This is a genomic window from Pseudoxanthomonas sangjuensis (assembly GCF_010211755.1).
Taxonomy (GTDB): domain Bacteria; phylum Pseudomonadota; class Gammaproteobacteria; order Xanthomonadales; family Xanthomonadaceae; genus Pseudoxanthomonas_A; species Pseudoxanthomonas_A sangjuensis.
This window is the reverse complement of the sequence record NZ_PDWR01000030.1, coordinates 1-21,654: the sequence shown is the minus strand read 5'-3', so window position 1 is coordinate 21,654 and position 21,654 is coordinate 1. Positions and strand designations below refer to the sequence as shown.

Genomic DNA, 21,654 nt, shown 5'->3' with positions numbered 1-21,654 from the left:
CCGCGCCGCCCTTGCGACCCCGGAGCGCTTGAACCACCCCGGTTTCCGGGCTACGGTTGCCCTGCAAACAGGAACCCGATGGGCGGCGCGGCGACGCGTCGCCCGTTTCCTTTTCTGCACCGACGAAAACCCGAGGAATCCTTCATATGCAAAACATCCACGCCAGCGGCCTGCCGCCTTCGCTGATCGTCCCCAGCATCGATTTCAACCGCCTCGAAACCCTGCTCGACAGCCCCGCGCTGCGCCGCCTGCCGGCCGCGGCGGCACTGATGGAAGAACTCAACCGCGCCGAAGTGCTGCCGCCCGAACAGGTTCCCGGCGACGTGGTCACGATGAATTCCACCGTCGATTGCATCGACGAATCCAGCGGCGAACGCCACCGCCTGACCCTGGTCTATCCGAACGACGCCAACGTGGAAAAGCAGCGCGTCTCGGTGCTGGCCCCGGTCGGCAGCGCCCTGCTCGGCCTGTCCGTCGGCCAGTGCATCGACTGGCAGGCGCCCGGCGGCCGCCACCTGCGCCTGCGCGTGACCGGCATCGAATACCAACCTGAGGCCAGTGGCGATTTCCATCGCTGAACAGTGAAGGCTCAGCCGGCGCGAGGCATACTGTCCGTCCCCCCGACGATGCTTCCGGACGAACAGATGAACGCCCCCGCCGCCGCCGTTTCCCTGTCCAAGCTGGCCCAGTTGCGCGAGCTCTCCGTCGTGGTCGCCGACACCGGCGACTACGAGGCGATCAAGCGCCTCAGGCCGGTCGACTGCACCACCAACCCCACGCTGGTGAAGAAGGCGCTGGACCTGCCGGTCTACGCCGAGCTGATCGGCAGGGAACTGGCCTGGGCGCGCGCGCAGCAGGGCGACAAGGCCGCAGTCGTCAACGAAGTCGCCGACCGCCTGACCATCGGCGTCGGCACCATGCTCAGCGCGCTGATCCCCGGCCGGGTCTCGACCGAAGTCGACGCCGACCTCGCCTACGACACCGCGGCGACGGTGGCCAAGGCGCGCAAGTTCATCGCGATGTACGCCGAGCGCGGCGTCGCGAAGGACCGCGTGCTGATCAAGGTCGCGGCGACCTGGGAAGGCGTCGAAGCCGCGCGCCAGCTGCAGGCCGAAGGCATCGACTGCAACCTCACGCTGATCTTCAACCCCGCACAGGCGCTGGCCTGCGCCGAGGCCGGCGCGTTCCTGATCTCGCCGTTCGTCGGCCGCATCCTCGACTGGTACGTGGCCAGGGGCCAGGTGCCGGCGAGCATCGACGAGGACCCGGGCGTGAAGTTCGTGCGCGGCGTCTATGCCGAATTCAAGAAGCGCGGCCACGCCACCGTGGTGATGGGCGCGTCGTTCCGCTCGACCGCGCAGATCGAGGCGCTGGCCGGCTGCGACCGCCTGACCATCTCGCCCGACCTGCTGGAGAAGCTCGACGCCGATTCCGGCGAACTGCCGCGCCGGCTCTCGCCCGGCGCCGCCGTGCCGGGCGACTACCCGCCGGTCACCGCGGCCAGCTACGCCGCCGCGCTCGAAGCCGACCCGATGGCGAAGGAAAAACTGGCCAGCGGCATCGAAGTCTTCGCCAAGGACCTGCAGGCGCTGCGCGACAGCATCGCCGAAAAGATCTGAAGCGCCGGGACGCGCGTGCGGGAGATTTCGGGATGGCGAAGATCGCGGTGGTGATGGTCGACGGCGTCGCCGACTGGGAGATCGGCCCGGTGCTGCCGGCCGCGCGCGAATGGTTCGGCGACGCAATCGAAGTCGCCAGCATCGACGGCAAGCCGGTCACCTCGATCGGCGGCCTGCGCATCCATCCGCCGCATGCGCTGGCCGATTTCGATCCGCTCGACGCCGACCTGTGGATCCTGCCGGGCAGCGACCGCTGGCAGGAAGGCGAGATTCCCGCCCTGAGCGCCGCGCTGCGCGCACGCGCCGGAAACGGCAAGCCGCTGGCGGCGATCTGCGGCGCCACCCTGGCCCTCGCGCATGCCGGCCTGCTCGACGCGCGGCCGCACACCAGCAATTCGCCGGAATTCCTGCAACAGTACGCCTCGAATTACGCCGGCGCGGCGCACTATCGCGCACAACCGATGGTCGGCGACAACGGCCTGATCACCGCGCCCGGCACCAGCCCGATGTCCTTCGCCCTCGCCTGCCTGCGGCAGCTGCATCCCGACCGGGAAAACGACATCGCCCGGATGCGCGCGATGTTCGCCGCCGAATACGCGGCGGCCTGAACCGCGTCAGGCCTGCAGGCCGATCGCGCAGCTGACGCCGGTACCGCCGAGGCCGCAATAGCCGCCCGGGTTCTTCGCCAGGTACTGCTGGTGGTAGTCCTCGGCGTAGTAGAACGCCGGCGCGGGAAACGTGATCCCGGTGGTGATCGCGCCGTAACCGGCCGCGTCCAGGCGCCGCTGGTAGGCGTCGCGGCTGGCGATGGCGGCGGCGTATTGCGCCTCGTCGTGGCAATGGATCGCGGACCGGTACTGCGTGCCGACGTCGTTGCCCTGGCGCATGCCCTGGGTCGGGTCGTGATTCTCCCAGAACGTGCGCAACAGCTCGTCGAGGGAAACCCGCGCCGGGTCGAACACCACGCGCACCGTCTCCGCATGGCCGGTCAGCCCGGAGCAGACTTCCTCGTAGGTCGGGTTCGGCGTCGTGCCGCCCTGGTAGCCGACCGCGGTGACCCACACGCCCGGCAATTGCCAGAACTTGCGCTCCGCGCCCCAGAAGCAGCCCATGCCGACGTCGATCGTCCGCATGCCTTCGGCGTCGCCGCGCAACGGCCGTCCGTTGACGAAGTGGACGTTGCGCAACGGCATTTCGGCGTCGCGGCCCGGCAACGCTTCGCCCTCGCGCGGCAGGCGCTGCCTGAACGCGCCGATGCCGAGTTTGTCGAGCAGGCTGGCCATTGTTGTTCGCCTCCTAGGCCGGATGCGGCTCCGGCTCGTCCGTATCCCCGGAAATGGGGCCTGGACGCACCTCGCGCAAGTTGGCATCGAGCAGGCCCGCGGCCTGCAGCGCATCGCGCGCCAGCGGCAACGCGGTATCGGGCACGCAGACGCGCAGCACGCCGAACAGCGGCAATTCGCCGGCCGCACCCAGCAGGGATTCGCCGAACACGAAGGCCGGGATGCCGGCATCCTCCAGCGCGTGGCGCGCCAAGTGCGCATCGAACAGGTTGTCGGCCCGGTAAGCGACTTGCATGGCCGCAGCATACGCCCCTGCGGGTCACGCCGCCTGGGCGACCCGGTTCCTGCCTTCGCGCTTGGCCGTGTACAGCGCCTGGTCGGCGCGTTCCACCGCGTCCGGCTTGTCCTCGTAGGCCCAGCGCGAGCTGACGCCGACGCTGATCGTGACCCGGATGTCCTGGCCCTGCCAGTGCACCGGGGTCTGCTCCACCGCCTTGCGCAGGCGCTCGCCCAGCACGACCGCCTGGCTGTTGTTGCAACCCGGCAGCAGCACCAGGAATTCCTCGCCGCCGTAGCGGCCGACGTGATCGCCGGCGCGCAGGGTGCCGCGCAGGATCTCCGCGACCTGGCGCAGGCAGTGGTCGCCGCAGGCGTGGCCGTGGTTGTCGTTGATCGCCTTGAAATGGTCCAGGTCGACGAACAGCACCGCCAGTTGCTGCTGCTGGTGGAACGACTCCTCGAAACTGTGCGCCAGCAGGGAATCGACCGCGCTGCGGTTGAGCACGCCGGTCAAGGCGTCCAGTTCGGCGGTACGGCGCAGCAGGTGGGTGGAACGGGCCTCGGCGATCTGCTGCGCCGCCAGGCCGGCGAACGCGCTCGCCACGGCGATTTCGTCGTCGGTGAACGGATCGCGGCCGCTGCGTTCGAGCAGGGCGACGCCGCTGCCCGAGTTGCCGGTATCCAGCGGCAGGCCGGCCCAGACCGAAGCGCTGCGATCGACCGAGCGCCGCGGCGTGAGCAGTTCCAGCGCCGGCTCCGGCATTTCCTGCCGCGCCAGCGTGCGCAACTGCGCGGCATTCGCCTCGATCCGCGCGACCACGCGCGTCTCGTTGATCGGCGGCTCGACGATGTACAGGTCGTCCTGGCCCGCGCGATGCAACGCCACGCTGGCCGAACGCAGGCGCAGCACCGGCACCAGCCGTTTCAGCGCGATCCGCACCGCGGAGATCTCGACGTCCTTCAGCGGCACGTCGAGCAGCTGCCGGCGCAGTTCCTGGGTCAGTTCGGCCAGCGCCGACTGCCGGGTCAGCTTCAGTTCGCTGGCCAGCCGCGCCAGGCGCTCGCGCTCGTGGCGCACGCGGAAGTCGGCGATGCGCCCGATCAGCGCCACCATCAGCAGCAGCACCACCAGCACCAGGCCGATCAGATAGCCGTAGCTGCCCCAGAATTCCCCCACCTGCCCGCGCACGCTCAGTTCGAACAGGATGCCGCACGCGCTCATCGGCAACAGCGCCACCAGCAGCGGCCAGGCCAGCCAGGCGCGCCGGATCGTGGCGGCGATGAAGGACAGGGTCGTCAGCAGCAGGGTGACGACCCAACAGGCCGACACCAGCCTCTGCATCAGCACCGGATCGCGCGCCAGCCCGGCCAGGCAGGCGATCGCGAGCAGCAGCATCGCGACGATGCCGGCCGTCGACAGGCGCCGGAACCAGGGCGCCGCGCGCTGCGGGCCGACGTAATCGCGCACCACCGCGATGCCGCTGGCGCACAGCAGGAACATCGACAGGCTCACCGCCTGCCCGCCCAGCGCGCCGAGCCGGCGCAGCCCGGGCACGGCGAAGGCATGGCCGTTGACCACCGACACCAGCAGGAAGGCCGAGGCGATCACCGCGAGGAAACTCAGGAAGACCCGCTCGCGCGAGCCCAGCAGCAGGGTCAATGCCACCAGGCCCAGCACGCCCAGGCCGGCGTACAGCGCGGCCACGATCGCCAGCCCGGTGCGGTCGCGTTCCACCGCCACCTGTATCCGCACCAGTTGCGGGCGCAGGGTACGGATCAGGTCGGTGGACGCGCTCACTTCGACGCTGGCCGGTCCGCTCCAGTCGCCGGGCAGCGTCCGCCAGAACGATGCCGGCAGCCGGCCCTCGCTGGCGAACGGGTGGAAGAAATCCTGCGTCGGCGGCTGCCAGCCCGGCGCGCCGACGGTCAGCTCCTTCAGCTCGATCCGGTTGAAGCGCAGCACCCATGGATGCTCCGCGCCGGCGGTCGCGGGCAGGTCGAACTCGAGCCGGAACCGGGCGCTGCGCCCGTCCGGGGGCAGCACGATGCCCTGGCCGTCACGGCTGAGGTGGGCGCGGGCGTCGTCGTCGAGCAGGACGATGCGCAACGGCAGTTCGTCGACCGCGCGCCCGGTGGCCGTGGTCTGCGCCCACGCGGACCACGCCGATGCCAGGCCGACGCACAGGCATGCCAGCCAGATTCGCCACGCCCCCTGTCCGGTCGAAAGCGGACGCCACATCGATCGCTCCATCGCGCTGGATCTCCTTTTCACCAACGGCGCCCGGCCTGGTCGGAGGCCGGACGAACCGTGCGCACGACCCGCTCCAAAAGTGCGCATCGGCAGCATAGCGTGGCGGTCGCGGCCCCCGGCAAGAGGGGCTCGGTTAAAATGCCAAATTGCCCGCATTTTTCCAGCCATGACCAGCACTCCCGTTCACGAAGCAGCCACCGACGGCGCCGCCCGCAAGGACTTCATCCGCCAGATCGTCCGCGACGACCTGGCCAGCGGCCGGCAGACGGCGATCCGCACCCGCTTCCCGCCGGAGCCGAACGGCTACCTGCACATCGGCCATGCCAAGGCGATCTGCCTGGACTTCGGCGTCGCGCAGGAATTCGGCGGCTGGTGCAACCTGCGCCTGGACGACACCAACCCGGCCAAGGAAGACCCCGAGTACGTCAAGGCGATCCAGGACGACGTGCACTGGCTCGGTTTCGACTGGCACTCGCTGCGCCACGCCTCGGACTATTTCGAAGTGCTGTACCTCGCCGCCGAGAAGCTGATCCGGCAGGGCGACGCCTTCGTCTGCGACCTCACCCCGGAACAGATCCGCGAGTACCGCGGCACCCTGACCGAACCGGGCCGCAATTCGCCGTGGCGCGACCGCAGCGTCGAGGAGAACCTCGACCTGTTCCGGCGCATGCGCGCGGGCGAGTTCCCCGACGCCTCGCGCACGCTGCGCGCGAAGATCGACATGGCCGCCGGCAACATGAACATGCGCGACCCGGCCCTGTACCGCATCAAGCACGTCGAGCACCAGAACACCGGCAATGCCTGGCCGATCTACCCGATGTACGACTTCGCGCACTCGCTCAGCGACGCGATCGAGGGCATCACCCATTCGCTGTGCACGCTGGAGTTCGAGGACCACCGCCCGCTGTACGACTGGTGCGTGGAGAAAGCCGACCTGGCGCATTCGCCGGAGCTGCTGAAGCCGCTGACCGACAAGGGCTATCCGTTCGAGGCCGGCAAGCCGCGCCAGATCGAGTTCTCGCGCCTGAACTTCAACTACCTGGTGATGAGCAAGCGCAAGCTGATGGCGCTGGTGCAGGAAGGGCTGGTCGACGGCTGGGACGATCCGCGCATGCCGACCCTGCAGGGCATCCGCCGCCGCGGCTACACGCCGTCCGCGCTGCGCCTCATGGTGGACCGCGTCGGCATCAGCAAGCAGAACTCGCTGCTCGACATCTCGATCCTCGAGGGCGCGCTGCGCGACGACCTCGACGCGCACGCGCAGCGGCGCATGGCGGTGATCGACCCGCTGAAGCTGGTGCTGACCAACGTGGCGGAGGATTTCGAGGAGACGCTGGCGTTCCCGAACCATCCGAAGGACGAAAGCGCCGGCACCCGCGAAGTGCCGTTCTCGCGCGAGCTGTGGATCGAGCGCGAGGATTTCGCCGAAGTGCCGCCGCCGGGCTTCAAGCGCCTGACCGTCGGCGGCGACGTGCGCCTGCGCGGCGCCGGCATCGTGCGTTGCGACGAGGTGGTGAAGGACGAATCCGGCAAGGTTGTCGAACTGCGCTGCACGCTCGACCTGGCTTCGCGCCCCGGCATGGAAGGCGCCAACCGCAAGGTCAAGGGCACCATCCACTGGGTCGGCGCAAAGCGCGCAGTCGCGGCGGAAATCCGACTCTACGACCGGTTGTTCACCGTGCCGGACCCGGACAACGACGAAGGCGGCAAGTCGTACAAGGATTACCTCAACCCGGAATCGCGCCGCGTCGTCGCCGGCTACGTCGAACCCGCCGCCGCGACAGCGACGCCCGAGCAGAGCTTCCAGTTCGAACGCATCGGCTACTTCGTCGCCGACCGCTACGACCACACGGCGGACAAGCCGGTGTTCAACCGCAGCGTGACGTTGCGCGATACCTGGGCGACGAAGGGCTGATCGCGCGGCGGGGGCACGGTGCGCCGTGCCCCCGGGGCATCAATTGCCCGCCATGCTTTCCTCCGGCACGTGGTCGGGCCAGCCGCCGGCCAGCGCCTGGTACAGCGACACCTGCGCCAGCGCGTTGCGCACCCGGCCCTGCGCGTAGGCATCCTCGGCCTGCAGGCTGGCGCGCTCGGCCTCGAGCATCTCCAGCACGTCGATGGCGCCGTTCTCGAAGCGCAACCGCGCGACCTGGGCCGCGCGCGTGCCGGCCTCGGCGGCCCGGTGCAGCGAACCGGCCTCGCGTTCGCTGCGCGAAACCCGCACCAGCGCGTTCTCGGTTTCCTCCAGCGCGACCAGCACCGCGCGCTCGTACGCGGCCAGGTCGCCCGCCGCCGCCGCGGCGGCGGCGGCGATGCGCGCACGCACGCGGCCGACGTTGAGGAACGAACCGTCGATGCCCAGCGTCAGCAAGCGCGTCTCGCTGTCGCGCGCGAACAGCGCGCCGGCGTCGAACGCCTGCGTGCCGATCAGCCCGCCGAGGGTGAAGCGCGGGAACAGGTCGGCGGTGGCAATGCCTATCCGGGCAGTGGCCGCGTGCAGGCGACGCTCGGCCGCGGCGACGTCGGGACGCCGGCGCAGCAGTTCGCCCGGCGTGCCGGCGGCGACGCCCTGCCCCGACAGCGCCGGCAACTCGCCGGCCGCATCCAGCTCCGCAACCAGCGCTTCCGGCGCCACCCCGGTCAGCACCGCGATCCGGTGCGAGGCGACCGCGATTTCCGCTTCCAGTGCCGGGATCCGCGCGCGCGTGCTTTCCAGCTGCGCGAGCCCGCGGTCGACGTCGAAGCTGCTGCCGAAGCCGGCCTGCTGGCGCACCTGCAGCAGTTGGTGGGTGCGCGCCTGGCTGTCGGCGTTCTCGCGCGCGATGCGCAGTTGTTCCTGCCAGCCGCGCAACTGGAAATAGGTGCGCGCCAGCTCGCCGACCACCGCGACCTGCATCGCGGCCAGGTCGGCCGCGCCGGCCTCGGCCTCGGCGCGCTGCGCCTCGACCGTGCGGCGGATGCGCCCGAAGAAATCCAGTTCCCAGATCGCGCCGATGCCGGTCGAATAGTCCTCGTAATCGCGGCCTTCGCGGCCGACGCCCGGCATCTGGCCTGCGCTGGCGCGCACGTCGCTGGCCTCGGCGCTGGCGGTCAGCGTCGGCAGGCGGTCGAATTTCGCGTCGCGCAGCAGTGCGTTGGCCTGCTGGTAGTTCGCCAGCGCGATGCGCAGGTCGTGGTTGTGCAGCAGCGCCGCGTCGACCAGCCGTTCCAGCAACGGATCGCCGAACGAGCGCCAGAACTCGGCGTCGGCCACCGGCGCCGGCGCGTCCGTCACCGCGTCCTGACGGACGAAGGCGTCGACGGGCGGCGGATCCGGGCGCACGTAGTCCGGCCCGACGGTGCAGGCGGACAGTGCGAGCGCCAGCATGGCCAGCGCGGGGAATGGGGTCTTAGGCATCGGAAGGCTCCGGGATTCGGTTCGCGGGGGCATGCACGGCGCTTGCCCGGCGCGGGAACAGCACGGCGGGATCGCCGTCCCACCAGACGTTGCGGATGCGCAGGTGCTCGATCCGCCACAGGTCCTGCCGCTGCGAAAGCCGCACTTCGTAGACGTTCTTCAGCAGCAGGTGGCGACGATGGTCGTCGCGCGGCAGGTGTTGCGCTTCGACCAGCGCCCACAACGCGGCGTGGCGGCCGTCGTAGGCGATCACCCGCGGGTTGGCGACCGTATGCGTGGTGTCGAGGTCCTCGAGGTTGCCGAACACGGTGCCGACGATCGCATTGCGCCCGAGCATCGGCGAGGTTTCGCGGCCGCCCACGTCGCGCGTGGGCTGGGTGAAGTCCAGCACCGCGTCCGGGGCGAAGGCGGATTCGAACAGCCCGCGATCCTTCAGGTCCTGGCCGGCGCCGAAGCGGTACAGCGCATCGACGATGGCGACGCGCTGCTCGGCGGACAGCGGCGAATCGAGCTGGATCACCATGGCAGCACCTGGTCGAAATAGAAGTAGCCACCGGTCGGACCATCGTTGCCGATCAGCGCAAGCTTCACGCTGGTGCGTGCGCCTTCCGGCACGGACAGTTCGCCGTTCTGCTGGTCGCCGGATTTGTTCATGTCGGTCTGCACATAGCCCGGGTGGATGGTGTTGACCTTGATCCCGGCGTCCTTCAGTTCATGGGCCAGATGCACCGTCCACGCGTTCACCGCACTCTTGGACACGTTGTAGGCCGGAACGCCCTTGAACCCGTAGATGAAGGACGCCGGGTTCTGATGTTCCGAGATCGAGCCGAGCAGGCTGGACACGTTGACGATGCGGCCCGCCTGGGATTTGCGCAGCAGCGGCAGGAAAGCCTGGGTGGTTTCGATCACGCCGAACACGTTGGTGTCGAAGGTCTTGCGCCAGGTCTCGAGCGACTGCCCGGACACGCCCTTGGTCGCGTCATCGACCAGAATGCCGGCATTGTTGACCAGGATGTCGAGCCTGCCGTGGCGTTCCTGCACCGTCTTCGCCGCCGCCGCGATGCTGGCCGCGTCGGTGACGTCGAGGGTGATCGCCTCGACCGGCAGGCCGTCGAGCTGCAGGTTCAGCGCGGCTTCCGACGCGCGTGCGCCGTCGCGCCCGGCCAGCAACGTGTGCACGCCGGCCTGGGCGAGCTGGCGCACGGTTTCCAGGCCGATGCCGCGGGTGGCGCCGGTGACCAGCGCGATCTTGGAGTTCGAGTTCATTTCGATGATTCCTTTGTCCGTTTGTGTTGAAGGAGTGTTCCGAAGCTTTCCATCGGCTGCCGTCGGCAGCCATCCGGTATTTGCGATCAGGCTTCGACGGCTTCGGCCTCGATCGCGGGCCGGTCGTGCCGCACCAGCGGCCGCGCCGCCAGCTTGCGCAGCGCGACGTAGAACACCGGGGTCAGGAACAGGCCGAACAGGGTCACGCCGAGCATGCCGGCGAACACGGTGATGCCGGTGACGCTGCGCACTTCCGCGCCCGCGCCGTGCGACAGCACCAGCGGCACGGTGCCGGCGATGAAAGCGACCGAGGTCATCACGATCGGACGCAGGCGCAGGCGGCAGGCCTCCAGCGCGGCCTCGACGATGCCCTTCCCCTGCAGTTCCAGCTCGCGCGCGAACTCGACGATCAGGATCGCGTTCTTGCACGCCAGGCCCATCAGCACCACCAGGCCGACCTGCACGAACACGTTGTTGTCGCCGCCGGTCAGCCACACGCCCAGCAACGCCGACAGCATCGTCATCGGCACGATCAGGATCACCGCCAGCGGCAGCGTCCAGCTCTCGTACAACGCGGCCAGCACCAGGAACGCCAGCAGCACCGCCAGCGGGAACACCACCAGCGCGGCCTTGCCCTGCGTGGCCTGCTGGTAGCTCAGATCGCTCCAGTCGATGCCCATGCCGTTCGGCAGCACCTGCGACGCCAGTTCGGTCACCTTGGCCATCGCCTCGCCCGACGACAGGATGCGCGGATCGGCTTCGCCGAGCAGGTCGGCGGCCGGATAGCCGTTGAAGCGCAGCACCGGGTCGGGGCCGTAGGTCTGCTTGATGCTCACCATCGAACCGACCGGCACCATTTCGCCGTTGGCATTGCGCGTGCGCAGGTTGGCGATGTCCTCGACGTTGTCGCGGAACCGGCCATCGGCCTGCGCGATCACCTGCCAGGTGCGGCCGAACATGTTGAAGTCGTTGACGTAGGCCGAGCCGAGGTAGGTCTGCAGCGTGTCGAACAGCTCGGTCAGCGGCACGCCCTGCGCCTTGGCCTTCACGCGGTCGACTTCGGCGTCGAGCTGCGGCACGTTGGCCTGGTAGGTGCTGAACGGGAAGCCCATGCCCGGCGTCTGCGCCGCAGCGCCCTGGAAGGCCTGCACGGCGCCCTGCAGCGCGCCGTAGCCGAGCCCGGCGCGGTCCTCGACGAACAGCGACCAGCCCGAGCCGTTGCCGAGGCCCTGGATCGGCGGCGGCAGGAACGAGAACGCGATGCCTTCGCGCAGACCGGAGATCTTGCCGTACAGCTCGGCATTGATCTCCTCGGCGCTGCGCGAGCGCTCGGAGAACGGCTTCAGGGTGAAGAACACCACGCCGGTGTTCGGCGTATTGGTGAACTGCAGCGGGTTCAGGCCGGGGAACGCGACCTCGTTCTGGATGCCGTCGATGCCCTTCGCAATCGCGGCGATCTTCTTCAGCGCCGCGTCGGTGCGCTCGATCGACGCGCCCTCGGGCAGCTTCACGCCGGCGATCAGGTACAGCTTGTCCTGCACCGGGATGAAGCCGCCCGGCACCGCCTTGAACATCACGCCGGCGCCGACCAGCAGCACCAGGTACACCGCGAACACCGCGCCGCGCTTGCCCAGCGCGCGCGACACCGCGCCCTGGTAGCGCTCGGAATTGCGCTTGAAGAAGCGGTTGAACGGACGGAACACCCAGCCGAACAGGCGCTCGATCAGCCGCGACGGCCGGTCCTTCTCCGCATCGTGGGGCTTCAGCAGCTTCGCCGCCAGCGCCGGCGACAGGGTCAGCGAGTTGATCGCCGAGATCACCGTCGAAATGGCGATGGTCACCGCGAACTGCTTGTAGAACTGGCCGGTGACGCCGGTCAGGAACGCCATCGGCACGAACACCGCGCACAACACCAGCGCGATCGCGATGATCGGCCCGGAGACCTCCTTCATCGCCATGTGCGCGGCGTGCAACGGCGTGGCGCCGTCCTCGATGTGGCGCTCGACGTTCTCGACCACGACGATCGCGTCGTCGACCACGATGCCGATGGCGAGCACCAGCCCGAACAGGGTCAGCGTGTTGATCGAGAAGCCGAGCAGGTACAACGCGGCGAAGGTGCCGACCACCGACACCGGCACCGCCAGCAGCGGGATGATCGACGCGCGCCAGGTCTGCAGGAACAGGATCACCACCAGCACCACCAGCAGCACCGCCTCGAGCAGGGTGCTGACCACCGCCTTGATCGAATCGCGGACGAAGATCGTGGTGTCGTAGATCGACTTGTATTCGACGCCGGGCGGGAAGCTCTTCGACAACGCATCCATGCGCCGGATCACCTCGTCGCGGATCTGCAGCGCGTTCGCGCCGGGCGCCTGGAAGATGCCGATCGCCGAGGCGTTCAGCCCGTCCAGCCGCGCGCGCAGCGTGTAGTCGCCGGCGGCCAGTTCGATCCGCGCCACGTCGGACAGGCGCACGATCTCGCCGTCGGCGCCGCTCTTGAGCACGATGTTGCCGAATTCCTCGACCGACTCGAGCCGGCCCTTGGCGTTGATCGGCAGCAGGAAGTCGCTGCCGTTGGGCATCGGCTCGGCGCCGAGCTGGCCGGCCGAGACCTGGATGTTCTGCTCGCGCACCGCGCGCAGCACGTCGCTGGCGGTCATCCCGCGCGAGGCGACCTTGTCCGGGTTGAGCCAGATGCGCATCGCGTAGTCGCCGCCGCCGAACGCCTGCGCGTCGCCGACGCCGGGAATGCGCGCCAGCTCGTCCTTCACGTGCAGGCGCATGTAGTTGCGCAGGTACAGCGAATCGTACTTGCCGTCCTTCGACACCAGGTGCACCACCATCAGGAACACCGGCGACTGCTTCTGCGTGGTCACGCCCTGCCGGCGCACGTCCTCGGGCAACCGCGCCAGCGCCTGGCTCACCCGGTTCTGCACGCGCACCGCGGCATCGTCGGCGTCCACGTGCGGCTTGAAGGTGACGGTCATCTGCAGTACGCCGTCGGAGCCGGCCACCGACTTGACGTACATCATGTCCTCGACGCCGTTGATCGCTTCCTCCAGCGGCGTGGCCACGGTTTCCGCGATCACCTTCGGGTTGGCGCCGGGATAGACCGTGCGCACCACCACCGAGGGCGGCACCACTTCCGGGTATTCGCCGATCGGCAGCAGCGGGATCGAGATCAGGCCTGCGGCGAAGATCACGATCGACAGCACCGCGGCGAAGATCGGCCGGTCGATGAAGAATTTGGAGAAGTCCATGGGTGGATTTCCTGCAAGAAGAAAACGGGGGACCGTTCCCGCGCTCGCGCGCGGGCCGGGGACGCATCGCGGATTGCCCGTCCTCCCGCGCAACGCGCGGGGGACGCATTCGCCTTACTTCATCGCCACGCTGCGCGCGGCATCCATCGCGACCGCCTTCGCGGTGACCGGCATGCCGGGGAAGAACACCTTCTGCACGCCATCGACGATCACGCGGTCGCCGGCCGCCAGGCCCTGCTCGACGATGCGCAGGCCTTCGGCGACGCGGCCCAGCCGCACGTCGCGGCGCTGCGCCTTGTTTTCCTTGTCGACCACGTAGACGTACTTGCGGTCCTGGTCGGTCAACACCGCCTTGTCGTCGACCAGCGCAGCCTTGAACTCGCCGCTGCCGAGCACGCGTACCCGCGCGTACAGGCCGGGGGTGAACACGCGCTCGCGGTTGTCGAGCCGCGCGCGCACGCGGATGGTGCCGGTGTCGCTGTCGACGCGGTTGTCGAGGAAGTCGACCGTGCCCGGATAGGCGACGTTGCTGCCGTCGGCCAGGGTCACGCTGACCGGCAGCTTGCCGTCGCGCTCGCTCGGGCGCCGGCCGTCGCGGGCCAGCTTCGCATAGCGCAGGAAACTGGTTTCGTCGGCGTCGAAGTACACGTAGACCTGGTCCAGCGACACCAGCGTGGTCAGCACGCTGGCCGCGTCGCCGGCGCTGACCAGGTTGCCGGCGGTGACCAGCGCGCGTCCGGCGCGGCCGTCGATCGGCGCGCGCACCTGGGTCCATTCCAGGTTCAGCCGCGCCGCCGTCACCGCGGCCTGCGCGGCCTGCAGCTCGGCCTGCGCCACCGCGGCGGCGGAACGCCGCTGTTCGTAGGTCTCGGTGGCGATCGCCTGCAGTTCCGACAGCTTGCGCGCGCGCTCGGCCTCGCTGCGGCCCTGCTGGGCCTGGCTGCGCGCGCGCGCCAGTTGCGCCTGCGCCTGCGCCAGTGCGGCGCGGTAGCTGCGCGAGTCGATGGTGAACAGCACGTCGCCCTTCTTCACTTCCTGGCCTTCGCGGAAGTTGACGCGTTCGATGTAGCCGGACACGCGCGGGCGCAGGTCGACGCTTTCGACCGCCTCGATGCGGCCGCTGTATTCGTCCCACTGGCTGACGTTCCTGACCAGCACCGGCGCGACGCCGACTTCCGGTGGCGGCGCCTGCGCCGCCTCGTTGGCCTGGCCGCTGCACGCGGACAGCACGGCGACGGAAAGCGCCAGCATCGCGCCGGCGAGCGCGGCGCGGGTCGTTCGCGAACCGCGCGGGGAATGGATCGATGCAAAGTTCATGGCGATACCTCGGAGGGGGAGGGAGGAATGGAAGGCGCGGGGAACAACGTGCGCGTGGGCGGCGGCGTCCACGGTTCGGAAAAACGCACCACCGCCTTCACCGGGCGGTCGTCGCGCAGCAGCATCGCCACCGCGCGGCGCCCGACCGACAGTGCGCTGGGCCAGCGCGCGCAGTCGCGGCCGGCGATGCCCGGATCCGCGACCGGATGGTCCAGCGACAGCATCTGCACGCGCACACCCAGCGGCGCGGCTTCCTCGTGCAGCACCTTGGCCAGCATCTGCAGCGCGGAAACCGCGATCGAAGCGTGGCCGTAACCGGCCCAGCCGCACTGGGCGCCGGTGGCGCCGACCAGGATGTAGTGCGCCGGCTGCGCTTCGGCCTGCCCCGCGGACTCGGCCAGCAACGGCAACAGGTAGCGCGCCGCGGCCAGGTGCGGCAGCAGGTCCGTCTCGAGTTGCCGCCGCAGGTCGCCGGTCGGCCGCTCGATCAGCGAACCGCGCTCGACCGGCCCGGCCAGGCTGGCGACGATGGCGCGCAACGGCCGGCCACGCAGGCGCAGGCGCGTGGCCAGTCGCGCGGCTTCCTCATCGTCGGCGACCGAACCCTGCAGCAGTTCGAGTCCCGGTTCGTCGGCGAAACGCTGCGCCAGCCGTGCCAGCCGGTCCGGATCGCGCGCCACGCCGAGCACCGGGCTGCCGGCCTCGAGCAATGCGCCGACCACGCCGCTGCCGACCGTGCCGCTGGCGCCCAATACCAGTACTGCGGGGTTCAATATCCCGCTCATGGAATTTTTACTCCCGCATTCGGGACAATCCCATTGCGCCATGCGGAAGGCATTGCCGTATGCTTGCCGCCATCCCCCGATGCATGACGCCTCGCCCCGACTACCGGTGCCGCGGTCGACAGTCGCTCGACCAGCGCATGCATCGCCGAAAAGACGGCGTACTCGGCGGATTCTGGCGATTCCTCGATGTGTGCGGGACGAAACGGGTTCATGGCGGCATGGCCTTTCCTGCAAGGATTGGCCGACACCATAAGCCCGGAATCGGTACTTGATTAGTCTGGATTCGAGGGAATAATCGTCCCGATGGCGGGCCAATCCCTCTCCCCCTAGGAGCTTTCCATGAGCCACGACCTCAACGACACCCTGATCTTCGCCAAGGTGGTCGAGCACGGCAGTTTCATCGGTGCAGCCAAGTCGCTGCGCCTGCCCAAGACCACGGTCAGCCGCAAGGTGCAGGAGCTGGAATCGCGCCTTGGCGCGCAGTTGCTGCACCGGACCACGCGCAAGCTGGGCCTGACCGAAGCCGGCACCGTGTACTACGAGCACACCCAGCGCATCTCGAGCGCGCTGGCCGAGGCCGAGAGCGCGGTCGGCCAGTTGCAGAGCGGGCCGCGCGGCTGGCTGCGCTTCACCGCGCCGTATTCGATCGGCATCGACAAGATCGCGCCGCTGCTGGGCGAGTTCCACGCGCGCAACCCCGAAGTGCGGGTGGAGATGATCCTCAGCAACGAACCGCTGGACCTGATCGGCGGCGAGATCGACGTCGCGCTGCGCCTCGGCGACCTGCCCGATTCGAACCTGGTCGCGCGCAGGCTGGGCACGCTGCGCACGCAGGTGTTCGCCGGCAGCGCCTATCTCGCGCGCCACGGCGAACCGCTGCATCCGGACGAGCTGCAGTACCACCGCACCCTGGCGATGCCCAAGCACCGCCGCGGCAACAGCTACCAGTGGACGCTCGACGACGGCAACGGCCCGCGCGAGTTCGCGATCAACCCGATCCTGGTCGCCAACGACCCGGCCGCGCTGAAGGGCGCGCTGCTGTGCGGCGAAGGGCTGGTCATCGGCGCCGACGTGATGGTCAAGCAGATGGTCGAACACGGCCTGGTGCAGCGCGTGCTGCCCGGCTGGTCGGGCGGGGACTACGTGTTCAACGCGGTGTTCCCGCGCGGGCGCAGCCAGTCGCCGAAGGTGCGCGCGTTCATCGACTTCCTGGTCGAGCGGGTCAACCTGGAAATCGACTTCATGCAGGCGCGCTGCCCGCTGTCGGGCCGCTACCTGCACGGCGAGGGCGAGGAAGCCGACGGGGCGGACCGGCCCGAACTGGAGGAAGCGCTGTCCTGAGGCGCCGGAACGGGCACGGCAAAACCGCCCCGGCCGCGGGGCGGTTTTCGGATTCTGGTCGTGCCGGCTGGATTCCGGCCAATCGAAACGGCGCGGGCCGTTGATTCGATTGGTGGGCGGTACAGGGTTCGAACCTGTGACCCCTACCATGTCAAGGTAGTGCTCTACCGCTGAGCTAACCGCCCGTTGCCGCGCGGATAGCCGCTGCGGGGCCGCGTATCTTACCCGCTGGCGGCTGGCCGAACAACCCGACCCTGCCCCGGAGACGTCGGTCGCCGTCGCCGTCATCGCCCGCTCCAGCCTTGCGCCGCGGTCAGCAGCGCCATCCCGAGCAGCAACGCGCCGACGCCGCGCGCGAGCAGCGCGTCCGCGCCGGGCCGCGCCTGCAGCCAGCGGCGCAGGCCGCCGCCACCGAACGCCACGCCGCCGTAAACCGCGACCTGGGCGATCGCGATGATCGACCACAGCACCAGCGCCTGCGCCCACAGCGGCCCGTACCCGGGCCGCAGGAATTGCGGGAACACCGCCAGCATGAACAGATAGGCCTTGGGATTGAGCAGGCAGGTGGCCATGCCGCGCCAGAACGTCGCCGCGCCGTTGCGCATGGCCCGCGGGGGCGCTTCGCCGAAGCTCGCGCGGCTGCGCAGCAGCGACACGCCGATCCATGCGATGTACGCGGCACCGGCCAGCAACATGCCGTTGAACGCGGCCGGCCACAGCCGCAGCACCGCTATGATCCCGAGCGCGCCCATCAGCACGTGCACCGCGCCGCCGGCCACCACGCCCGCGGTGGCGACCAGCCCGTTGCGCCGGCCGCCGACCAGCGCGCTCGCCATCACATAGGCCATGTCCAGGCCGGGCAGCAGCACGACCCCGAACGCCATCGCGGCGAACAGCCACAGGTGCGCCGCATGGTTCATGCCGCCCCTCCGAAATCCGGCAGGCGCGAGCGCGCGGTCGGCGCGAGCCGCAGCGCGTCGGGCCGGCGCGGCGCATTGCGCGACAAGCCATCCTCGAACTCCCGCCACTGCGGCGACGCCGCGAGCAGCGCGCGGCCGCGCTCGTGCGATTCGCCATCGCGGAACTGCGCGAACCACGCCAGCACCCATTCGCCATCGCGCACCGGCAACTGCGGGAAATCGTTCGGCGCGGGCTCGCTGACCAGCACGGCCAGCAGTCGTGCGCCCGCGGCTTCCAGTGCCGGCCGTGCCGCATCGAAGGCCTGCAGCTGCGCCGGCGTCGCCGGCGCGTCGAGATAGTGGATGCGCGCTTCCACCCGCCCGGGCGCAACCGCGACCGCATCGCGCGGCGGCAGCGGGCGGCCCGTGCCGAAACCGCTGCCCGTCCACGCGGGCCTGAGCAGCAGCACGTCGTCGGAATCGATCATCGTCGCATTGGCTGTACTACGGTGCGCCTGCCAGACCGGGCCGCCATAGAAGCGGCGCAACGCCTGCACGCGCGCGGGCATGCCGGCGAAACCGCGCAGCCAGACGAAGCGGTCCGGAGCGTCGAGATCGCGGAACGTGCCGAGCACGCGCATGCCCGCGGCTTCCTGGCTTTCGACGAATTCGCGCTCGAACAGGTCGACCAGCACGTCGCGCTTGAACGGATGCAGGGTGTACTGGCGCAGTTCCAGCACGGTGGAGGCGGGGTCCGGCATCGGCATTGCTCCGGCGGAGGGGGAATGCGGACGATGCTGGCGCATAATCAGGTCGGTTTTCGCCCTGATTAGTCGCCACAATCGACGCCATGGAACGCCCGGCCACCCGCATCCTCGCCGTGCTCGAACTGCTGCAGGCGCATGGCCGCCTGCCGGGCAGCGCGCTGGCGGAAAAGGTCGGCGTCGACGTCCGCACGCTGCGCCGCTACATCGGTGCGCTGGAGGACATCGGCATCCCGGTCGTGGCCGAGCGCGGCCGCTACGGCGGCTACGCGCTGACCACCGGCTTCAAGCTGCCGCCGATGATGTTCACCGACGACGAGGCGCTGGCGCTTTCGCTGGGGCTGCTGGCCGCGCGCCAGCTGGGCCTGGCCGAGGCCGCGCCGGCCACCGTCAGCGCGCAGGCCAAGCTGGAACGGGTGATGCCGGTCGCGTTGCGCCGCCGCGCGCGCGCGATCGACGAGACCGTGACGCTGGACCTGGCCCGCAACGCCGCAGCGTCCGGCGGCGACAACGATGCCCTGCGCGGGCTCAGCGCCGCCGCGCAGGCGCGCCAGCGCGTGCGCCTGCGCTACCGCTCCGCACAGGGCGAGGACAGCGAACGCGAATTCGACGCCTACGGCCTGGCCTGGCGCAACGGGCGCTGGTACGTCGTCGGCCATTGCCGCCTGCGCGGCGGCGTGCGCTCGTTCCGCCTCGACCGCATCCTCGACGTGCAACCGCTGCCGGCCAGCTTCGGCCGCCCGGAAGGCTTCGATGCCCTCGCCCACCTGCGCCATTCGATCGCGACGATGCCGCGGACGCATCCGGTCGAGGTCCGCTTCGCCGCCGACCTCGCCACCGCGCGGCGCTTCCTGTTCGAGGCCATCGGCGTGTTCGAACCGGACGGCGACGGCACCCTGCTCTCGGCGCAGACCGACCACCTGGACTGGTTCGCGCGCGAACTGGCGCGATTGCCGTTCGATTTCGAAATCCGCCGGCCGGCGGCGTTGCGCAACGCGCTGCGCGAGCACGCACGGCGGCTGGCGCGCAGCGCCGGCGATTGAGGCCTACACCGCCAGGCTGGCCGATTTCAGCCGCTGGATCTCGTCGCGCAGGCGCGCGGCCTCCTCGAACTCGAGGTCGCGGGCGTGCTGGTACATCTGCTGCTCCAGCGCCTTCAGCTTCGCCGCGATCTGCGCCGGCGTCAGCACCGCGTAGTCGGCCCCGTCCTCGGCGACGCGACGCGCCTTGCCGCGCCCGCCCTTCGCCTCCGCCGCGTCGCTGCGCGCGCCCTCGAGGATGTCGACGATCGGCTTGGCCACCGACTTCGGCACGATGCCGTGCGCCTCGTTGTATTCGACCTGCTTTTCGCGGCGACGCGAGGTTTCCTCGATCGCCGCCTGCATCGACTTCGTCACCCGGTCCGCATACAGGATCGCCTTGCCGCGCAGGTTGCGCGCGGCGCGGCCGATGGTCTGGATCAGCGAACCGCTCGAACGCAGGAAACCCTCCTTGTCCGCGTCGAGGATCGCGACCAGCGACACCTCCGGCATGTCCAGGCCCTCGCGCAGCAGGTTGATGCCGACCAGCACGTCGAACTTGCCCAGGCGCAGGTCGCGGATGATCTCGACGCGCTCGACCGTGTCGACGTCGCTGTGCAGGTAGCGCACCTTGACCCCGTGCTCGCCGAGGTATTCGGTCAGGTTCTCGGCCATGCGCTTGGTCAGCGTGGTGACCAGCACGCGGTCGCCCCACGACACGCGCTGGTTGATTTCGGAAAGCAGGTCGTCGACCTGGGTCGCGACCGGGCGGATCTCGACCTCCGGGTCGACCAGGCCGGTCGGGCGCACCACCAGCTCGACCACCTCGCCGTTCGACTCGCGCTGCTCGTACGGCCCCGGCGTCGCCGAAACGTAGATGCTGCGCGGCGACCGCGCCTCCCATTCCTCGAACTTCAGCGGCCGGTTGTCCAGCGCCGACGGCAGGCGGAAGCCGAACTCGACCAGCGTCTCCTTGCGCGAGCGGTCGCCCTTGTACATCGCGCCGATCTGCGGAATCGTCACGTGCGATTCGTCGATAACCAGCAGCGAGTCCGGCGGCAGGTAGTCGAACAGGCACGGCGGCGGCTCGCCCGGCATGTGCCCGGTCAGGTGCCGTGAGTAGTTCTCGATGCCGTTGCAGTAGCCGACCTCGGCCAGCATCTCGAGGTCGAACTGGGTGCGCTGCGCCAGCCGTTGCGCCTCGACCAGCTTGTTCTGCGCATACAGCTGCTCCAGCCGTTCCTTCAGCTCGATCTTGATCGCCTCGATCGCGTCCAGCACGGTGCGCCGCGTGGTCACGTAGTGCGACTTCGGGTAGATCGTGTAGCGCGGCACCTTCGACAGCGTCTCGCCGGTCAGCGGATCGAACAGGGTCAGGTTCTCGATCTCGCCGTCGAACAGCTCGATGCGCAGCGCCTCGCTGTCGCTTTCGGCCGGGTGCACGTCGATGGTCTCGCCGCGCACGCGGTAGGCGCCGCGCACCAGGTCGAACTCGTTGCGGGTGTACTGCATCTCGGTCAGGCGGCGGATCAGCTCGCGCTGGTCGATGCGCTCGCCGCGGACCATGTGCAGCACCATGCGGAAGTATTCGTTGGGGTCGCCGAGGCCGTAGATCGCCGATACCGTGCACACGATCAGCGCGTCCTTGCGCTCCAGCAGCGCCTTGGTCGCCGACAGCCGCATCTGCTCGATGTGCTCGTTCACCGAGCTGTCCTTCTCGATGTAGGTATCGCTGGACGGGACGTAGGCTTCCGGCTGGTAGTAGTCGTAGTAGCTGACGAAGTACTCGACCGCGTTTTGCGGGAAGAACGACTTGAACTCGCCGTAGAGCTGCGCCGCCAGGGTCTTGTTCGGCGCCATTACCAGGGTCGGCTTCTGCACCGCCTGCACCACGTTGGCGATGGTGTAGGTCTTGCCCGAACCGGTGACGCCGAGCAGGGTCTGCTTGGCAAGCCCGGATTCGAAGCCTTCGACCAGGCGCGCGATCGCCTGCGGCTGGTCGCCGGCGGGCGAGTACGGGGATACGAGCTGGAACATGCCTGTCTGGAGACGGTCGGTCATCGGCGTGGCGGGGTGGACGACCCCTCAGTTTAGCCAGTGTGGCGACGACGGGCCGTATCCGGCGCGGGGCTACCCGCCTTCGCGGACAGATCGACTTGCCCCTGCCCCGACCC

General features: G+C 69.5%; 18 protein-coding genes and 1 tRNA gene. 6 read left to right on the top strand and 13 right to left on the bottom strand.

The features are described 5' to 3' along the window. Positions 1–146: 146 nt before the first annotated feature. The 3 genes from rnk (at position 147) to CSC71_RS13520 (ending at position 2,227) form a co-directional block, all read left to right on the top strand. Positions 147–578 carry a nucleoside diphosphate kinase regulator gene (gene rnk, locus CSC71_RS13530; RefSeq protein ID WP_162374906.1) on the top strand — a complete coding sequence of 144 codons (432 nt, stop codon included), beginning with the start codon at positions 147–149 and terminating at the stop codon, positions 576–578. 66 nt (positions 579–644) lie between these two features. After that, the gene (locus CSC71_RS13525) at positions 645–1,619 is read left to right on the top strand and encodes a transaldolase (RefSeq protein ID WP_162374905.1); all 975 of its coding nucleotides are present in this window, start codon (positions 645–647) and stop codon (positions 1,617–1,619) included. A 32-nt stretch (positions 1,620–1,651) separates the two neighbouring features. Continuing rightward, the gene (locus CSC71_RS13520) at positions 1,652–2,227 is read left to right on the top strand and encodes a type 1 glutamine amidotransferase family protein (RefSeq protein WP_162374904.1); all 576 of its coding nucleotides are present in this window, start codon (positions 1,652–1,654) and stop codon (positions 2,225–2,227) included. Positions 2,228–2,233: 6 nt separating this feature from the next. On the opposite strand, the gene msrA is transcribed toward CSC71_RS13520, so the two are convergent. The 3 genes from msrA to CSC71_RS13505 are packed head-to-tail and all read right to left on the bottom strand — an operon-like array spanning position 2,234 to position 5,420. Next, positions 2,234–2,902, bottom strand: a complete 669-nt coding sequence (gene msrA / locus CSC71_RS13515; RefSeq protein ID WP_162374903.1) for a peptide-methionine (S)-S-oxide reductase MsrA — start codon at positions 2,900–2,902, stop codon at positions 2,234–2,236. A 13-nt stretch (positions 2,903–2,915) separates the two neighbouring features. Beyond that, positions 2,916–3,197 carry a putative signal transducing protein gene (locus CSC71_RS13510; RefSeq protein WP_162374902.1) on the bottom strand — a complete coding sequence of 94 codons (282 nt, stop codon included), beginning with the start codon at positions 3,195–3,197 and terminating at the stop codon, positions 2,916–2,918. A gap of 24 nt (positions 3,198–3,221) precedes the next feature. Further along, entirely contained in the window at positions 3,222–5,420 is a 2,199-nt protein-coding gene (locus CSC71_RS13505; RefSeq protein ID WP_162374901.1) for a sensor domain-containing diguanylate cyclase, read from the bottom strand. A 178-nt stretch (positions 5,421–5,598) separates the two neighbouring features. Here CSC71_RS13505 and CSC71_RS13500 point away from each other — a divergent pair, with 178 nt between their 5' ends. After that, a complete protein-coding gene (locus CSC71_RS13500; RefSeq protein WP_162374900.1) occupies positions 5,599–7,347 on the top strand; it encodes a glutamine--tRNA ligase/YqeY domain fusion protein in 1,749 nt (582 codons plus the stop codon). Between the two features lie 39 nt (positions 7,348–7,386). Here CSC71_RS13500 and CSC71_RS13495 read toward each other — a convergent pair whose 3' ends face one another. The 6 genes from CSC71_RS13495 to CSC71_RS13470 all read right to left on the bottom strand — a co-directional run bounded on the left by CSC71_RS13495 (position 7,387) and on the right by CSC71_RS13470 (position 15,457). Next, positions 7,387–8,829, bottom strand: a complete 1,443-nt coding sequence (locus CSC71_RS13495; protein WP_162374899.1) for an efflux transporter outer membrane subunit — start codon at positions 8,827–8,829, stop codon at positions 7,387–7,389. Next, positions 8,822–9,352: a nuclear transport factor 2 family protein gene (locus tag CSC71_RS13490; protein WP_162374898.1), complete on the bottom strand. Its 531-nt coding sequence runs from the start codon at positions 9,350–9,352 to the stop codon at positions 8,822–8,824. The genes CSC71_RS13495 and CSC71_RS13490 overlap by 8 nt, the downstream gene beginning before the upstream one ends. Then, positions 9,346–10,095 (bottom strand): SDR family oxidoreductase, encoded by a 750-nt coding sequence (locus CSC71_RS13485; RefSeq protein WP_162374897.1) that lies wholly within the window; start codon positions 10,093–10,095, stop codon positions 9,346–9,348. Before CSC71_RS13485 ends, CSC71_RS13490 begins: the two co-directional genes overlap by 7 nt. Positions 10,096–10,181: 86 nt before the next feature. After that, on the bottom strand, positions 10,182–13,355 hold the full coding sequence (locus CSC71_RS13480) for an efflux RND transporter permease subunit (RefSeq protein ID WP_162374896.1): 3,174 nt from the start codon (positions 13,353–13,355) through the stop codon (positions 10,182–10,184). A gap of 114 nt (positions 13,356–13,469) precedes the next feature. Continuing rightward, positions 13,470–14,672 carry an efflux RND transporter periplasmic adaptor subunit gene (locus CSC71_RS13475; RefSeq protein ID WP_162374895.1) on the bottom strand — a complete coding sequence of 401 codons (1,203 nt, stop codon included), beginning with the start codon at positions 14,670–14,672 and terminating at the stop codon, positions 13,470–13,472. Then, complete coding sequence (locus tag CSC71_RS13470) at positions 14,669–15,457, bottom strand: SDR family NAD(P)-dependent oxidoreductase (RefSeq protein ID WP_162374894.1); 789 nt, start codon at positions 15,455–15,457, stop codon at positions 14,669–14,671. Before CSC71_RS13470 ends, CSC71_RS13475 begins: the two co-directional genes overlap by 4 nt. 339 nt (positions 15,458–15,796) lie before the next feature. On the opposite strand from CSC71_RS13470, the gene CSC71_RS13465 reads away from it, so the two are divergent. Continuing rightward, a complete protein-coding gene (locus CSC71_RS13465) occupies positions 15,797–16,798 on the top strand; it encodes a LysR family transcriptional regulator (RefSeq protein WP_162374893.1) in 1,002 nt (333 codons plus the stop codon). Positions 16,799–16,908: 110 nt separating this feature from the next. On the opposite strand, the gene CSC71_RS13460 is transcribed toward CSC71_RS13465, so the two are convergent. The 3 genes from CSC71_RS13460 to CSC71_RS13450 all read right to left on the bottom strand — a co-directional run bounded on the left by CSC71_RS13460 (position 16,909) and on the right by CSC71_RS13450 (position 18,458). Next, positions 16,909–16,983, bottom strand: a tRNA-Val gene (locus CSC71_RS13460). A gap of 99 nt (positions 16,984–17,082) precedes the next feature. Continuing rightward, positions 17,083–17,718, bottom strand: coding sequence for a LysE family translocator (locus CSC71_RS13455; RefSeq protein WP_162374892.1), 636 nt, complete (start codon positions 17,716–17,718; stop codon positions 17,083–17,085). Next, positions 17,715–18,458 (bottom strand): NIPSNAP family protein, encoded by a 744-nt coding sequence (locus CSC71_RS13450; RefSeq protein ID WP_162374891.1) that lies wholly within the window; start codon positions 18,456–18,458, stop codon positions 17,715–17,717. Before CSC71_RS13450 ends, CSC71_RS13455 begins: the two co-directional genes overlap by 4 nt. 89 nt (positions 18,459–18,547) lie before the next feature. Between CSC71_RS13450 and CSC71_RS13445 the strand changes: the two genes are divergently transcribed. Further along, positions 18,548–19,504, top strand: a complete 957-nt coding sequence (locus tag CSC71_RS13445) for a helix-turn-helix transcriptional regulator (protein ID WP_162374890.1) — start codon at positions 18,548–18,550, stop codon at positions 19,502–19,504. 3 nt (positions 19,505–19,507) lie between these two features. Here CSC71_RS13445 and uvrB read toward each other — a convergent pair whose 3' ends face one another. Then, entirely contained in the window at positions 19,508–21,541 is a 2,034-nt protein-coding gene (uvrB, locus tag CSC71_RS13440) for an excinuclease ABC subunit UvrB (RefSeq protein WP_162374889.1), read from the bottom strand. Positions 21,542–21,654 lie beyond the last annotated feature (113 nt).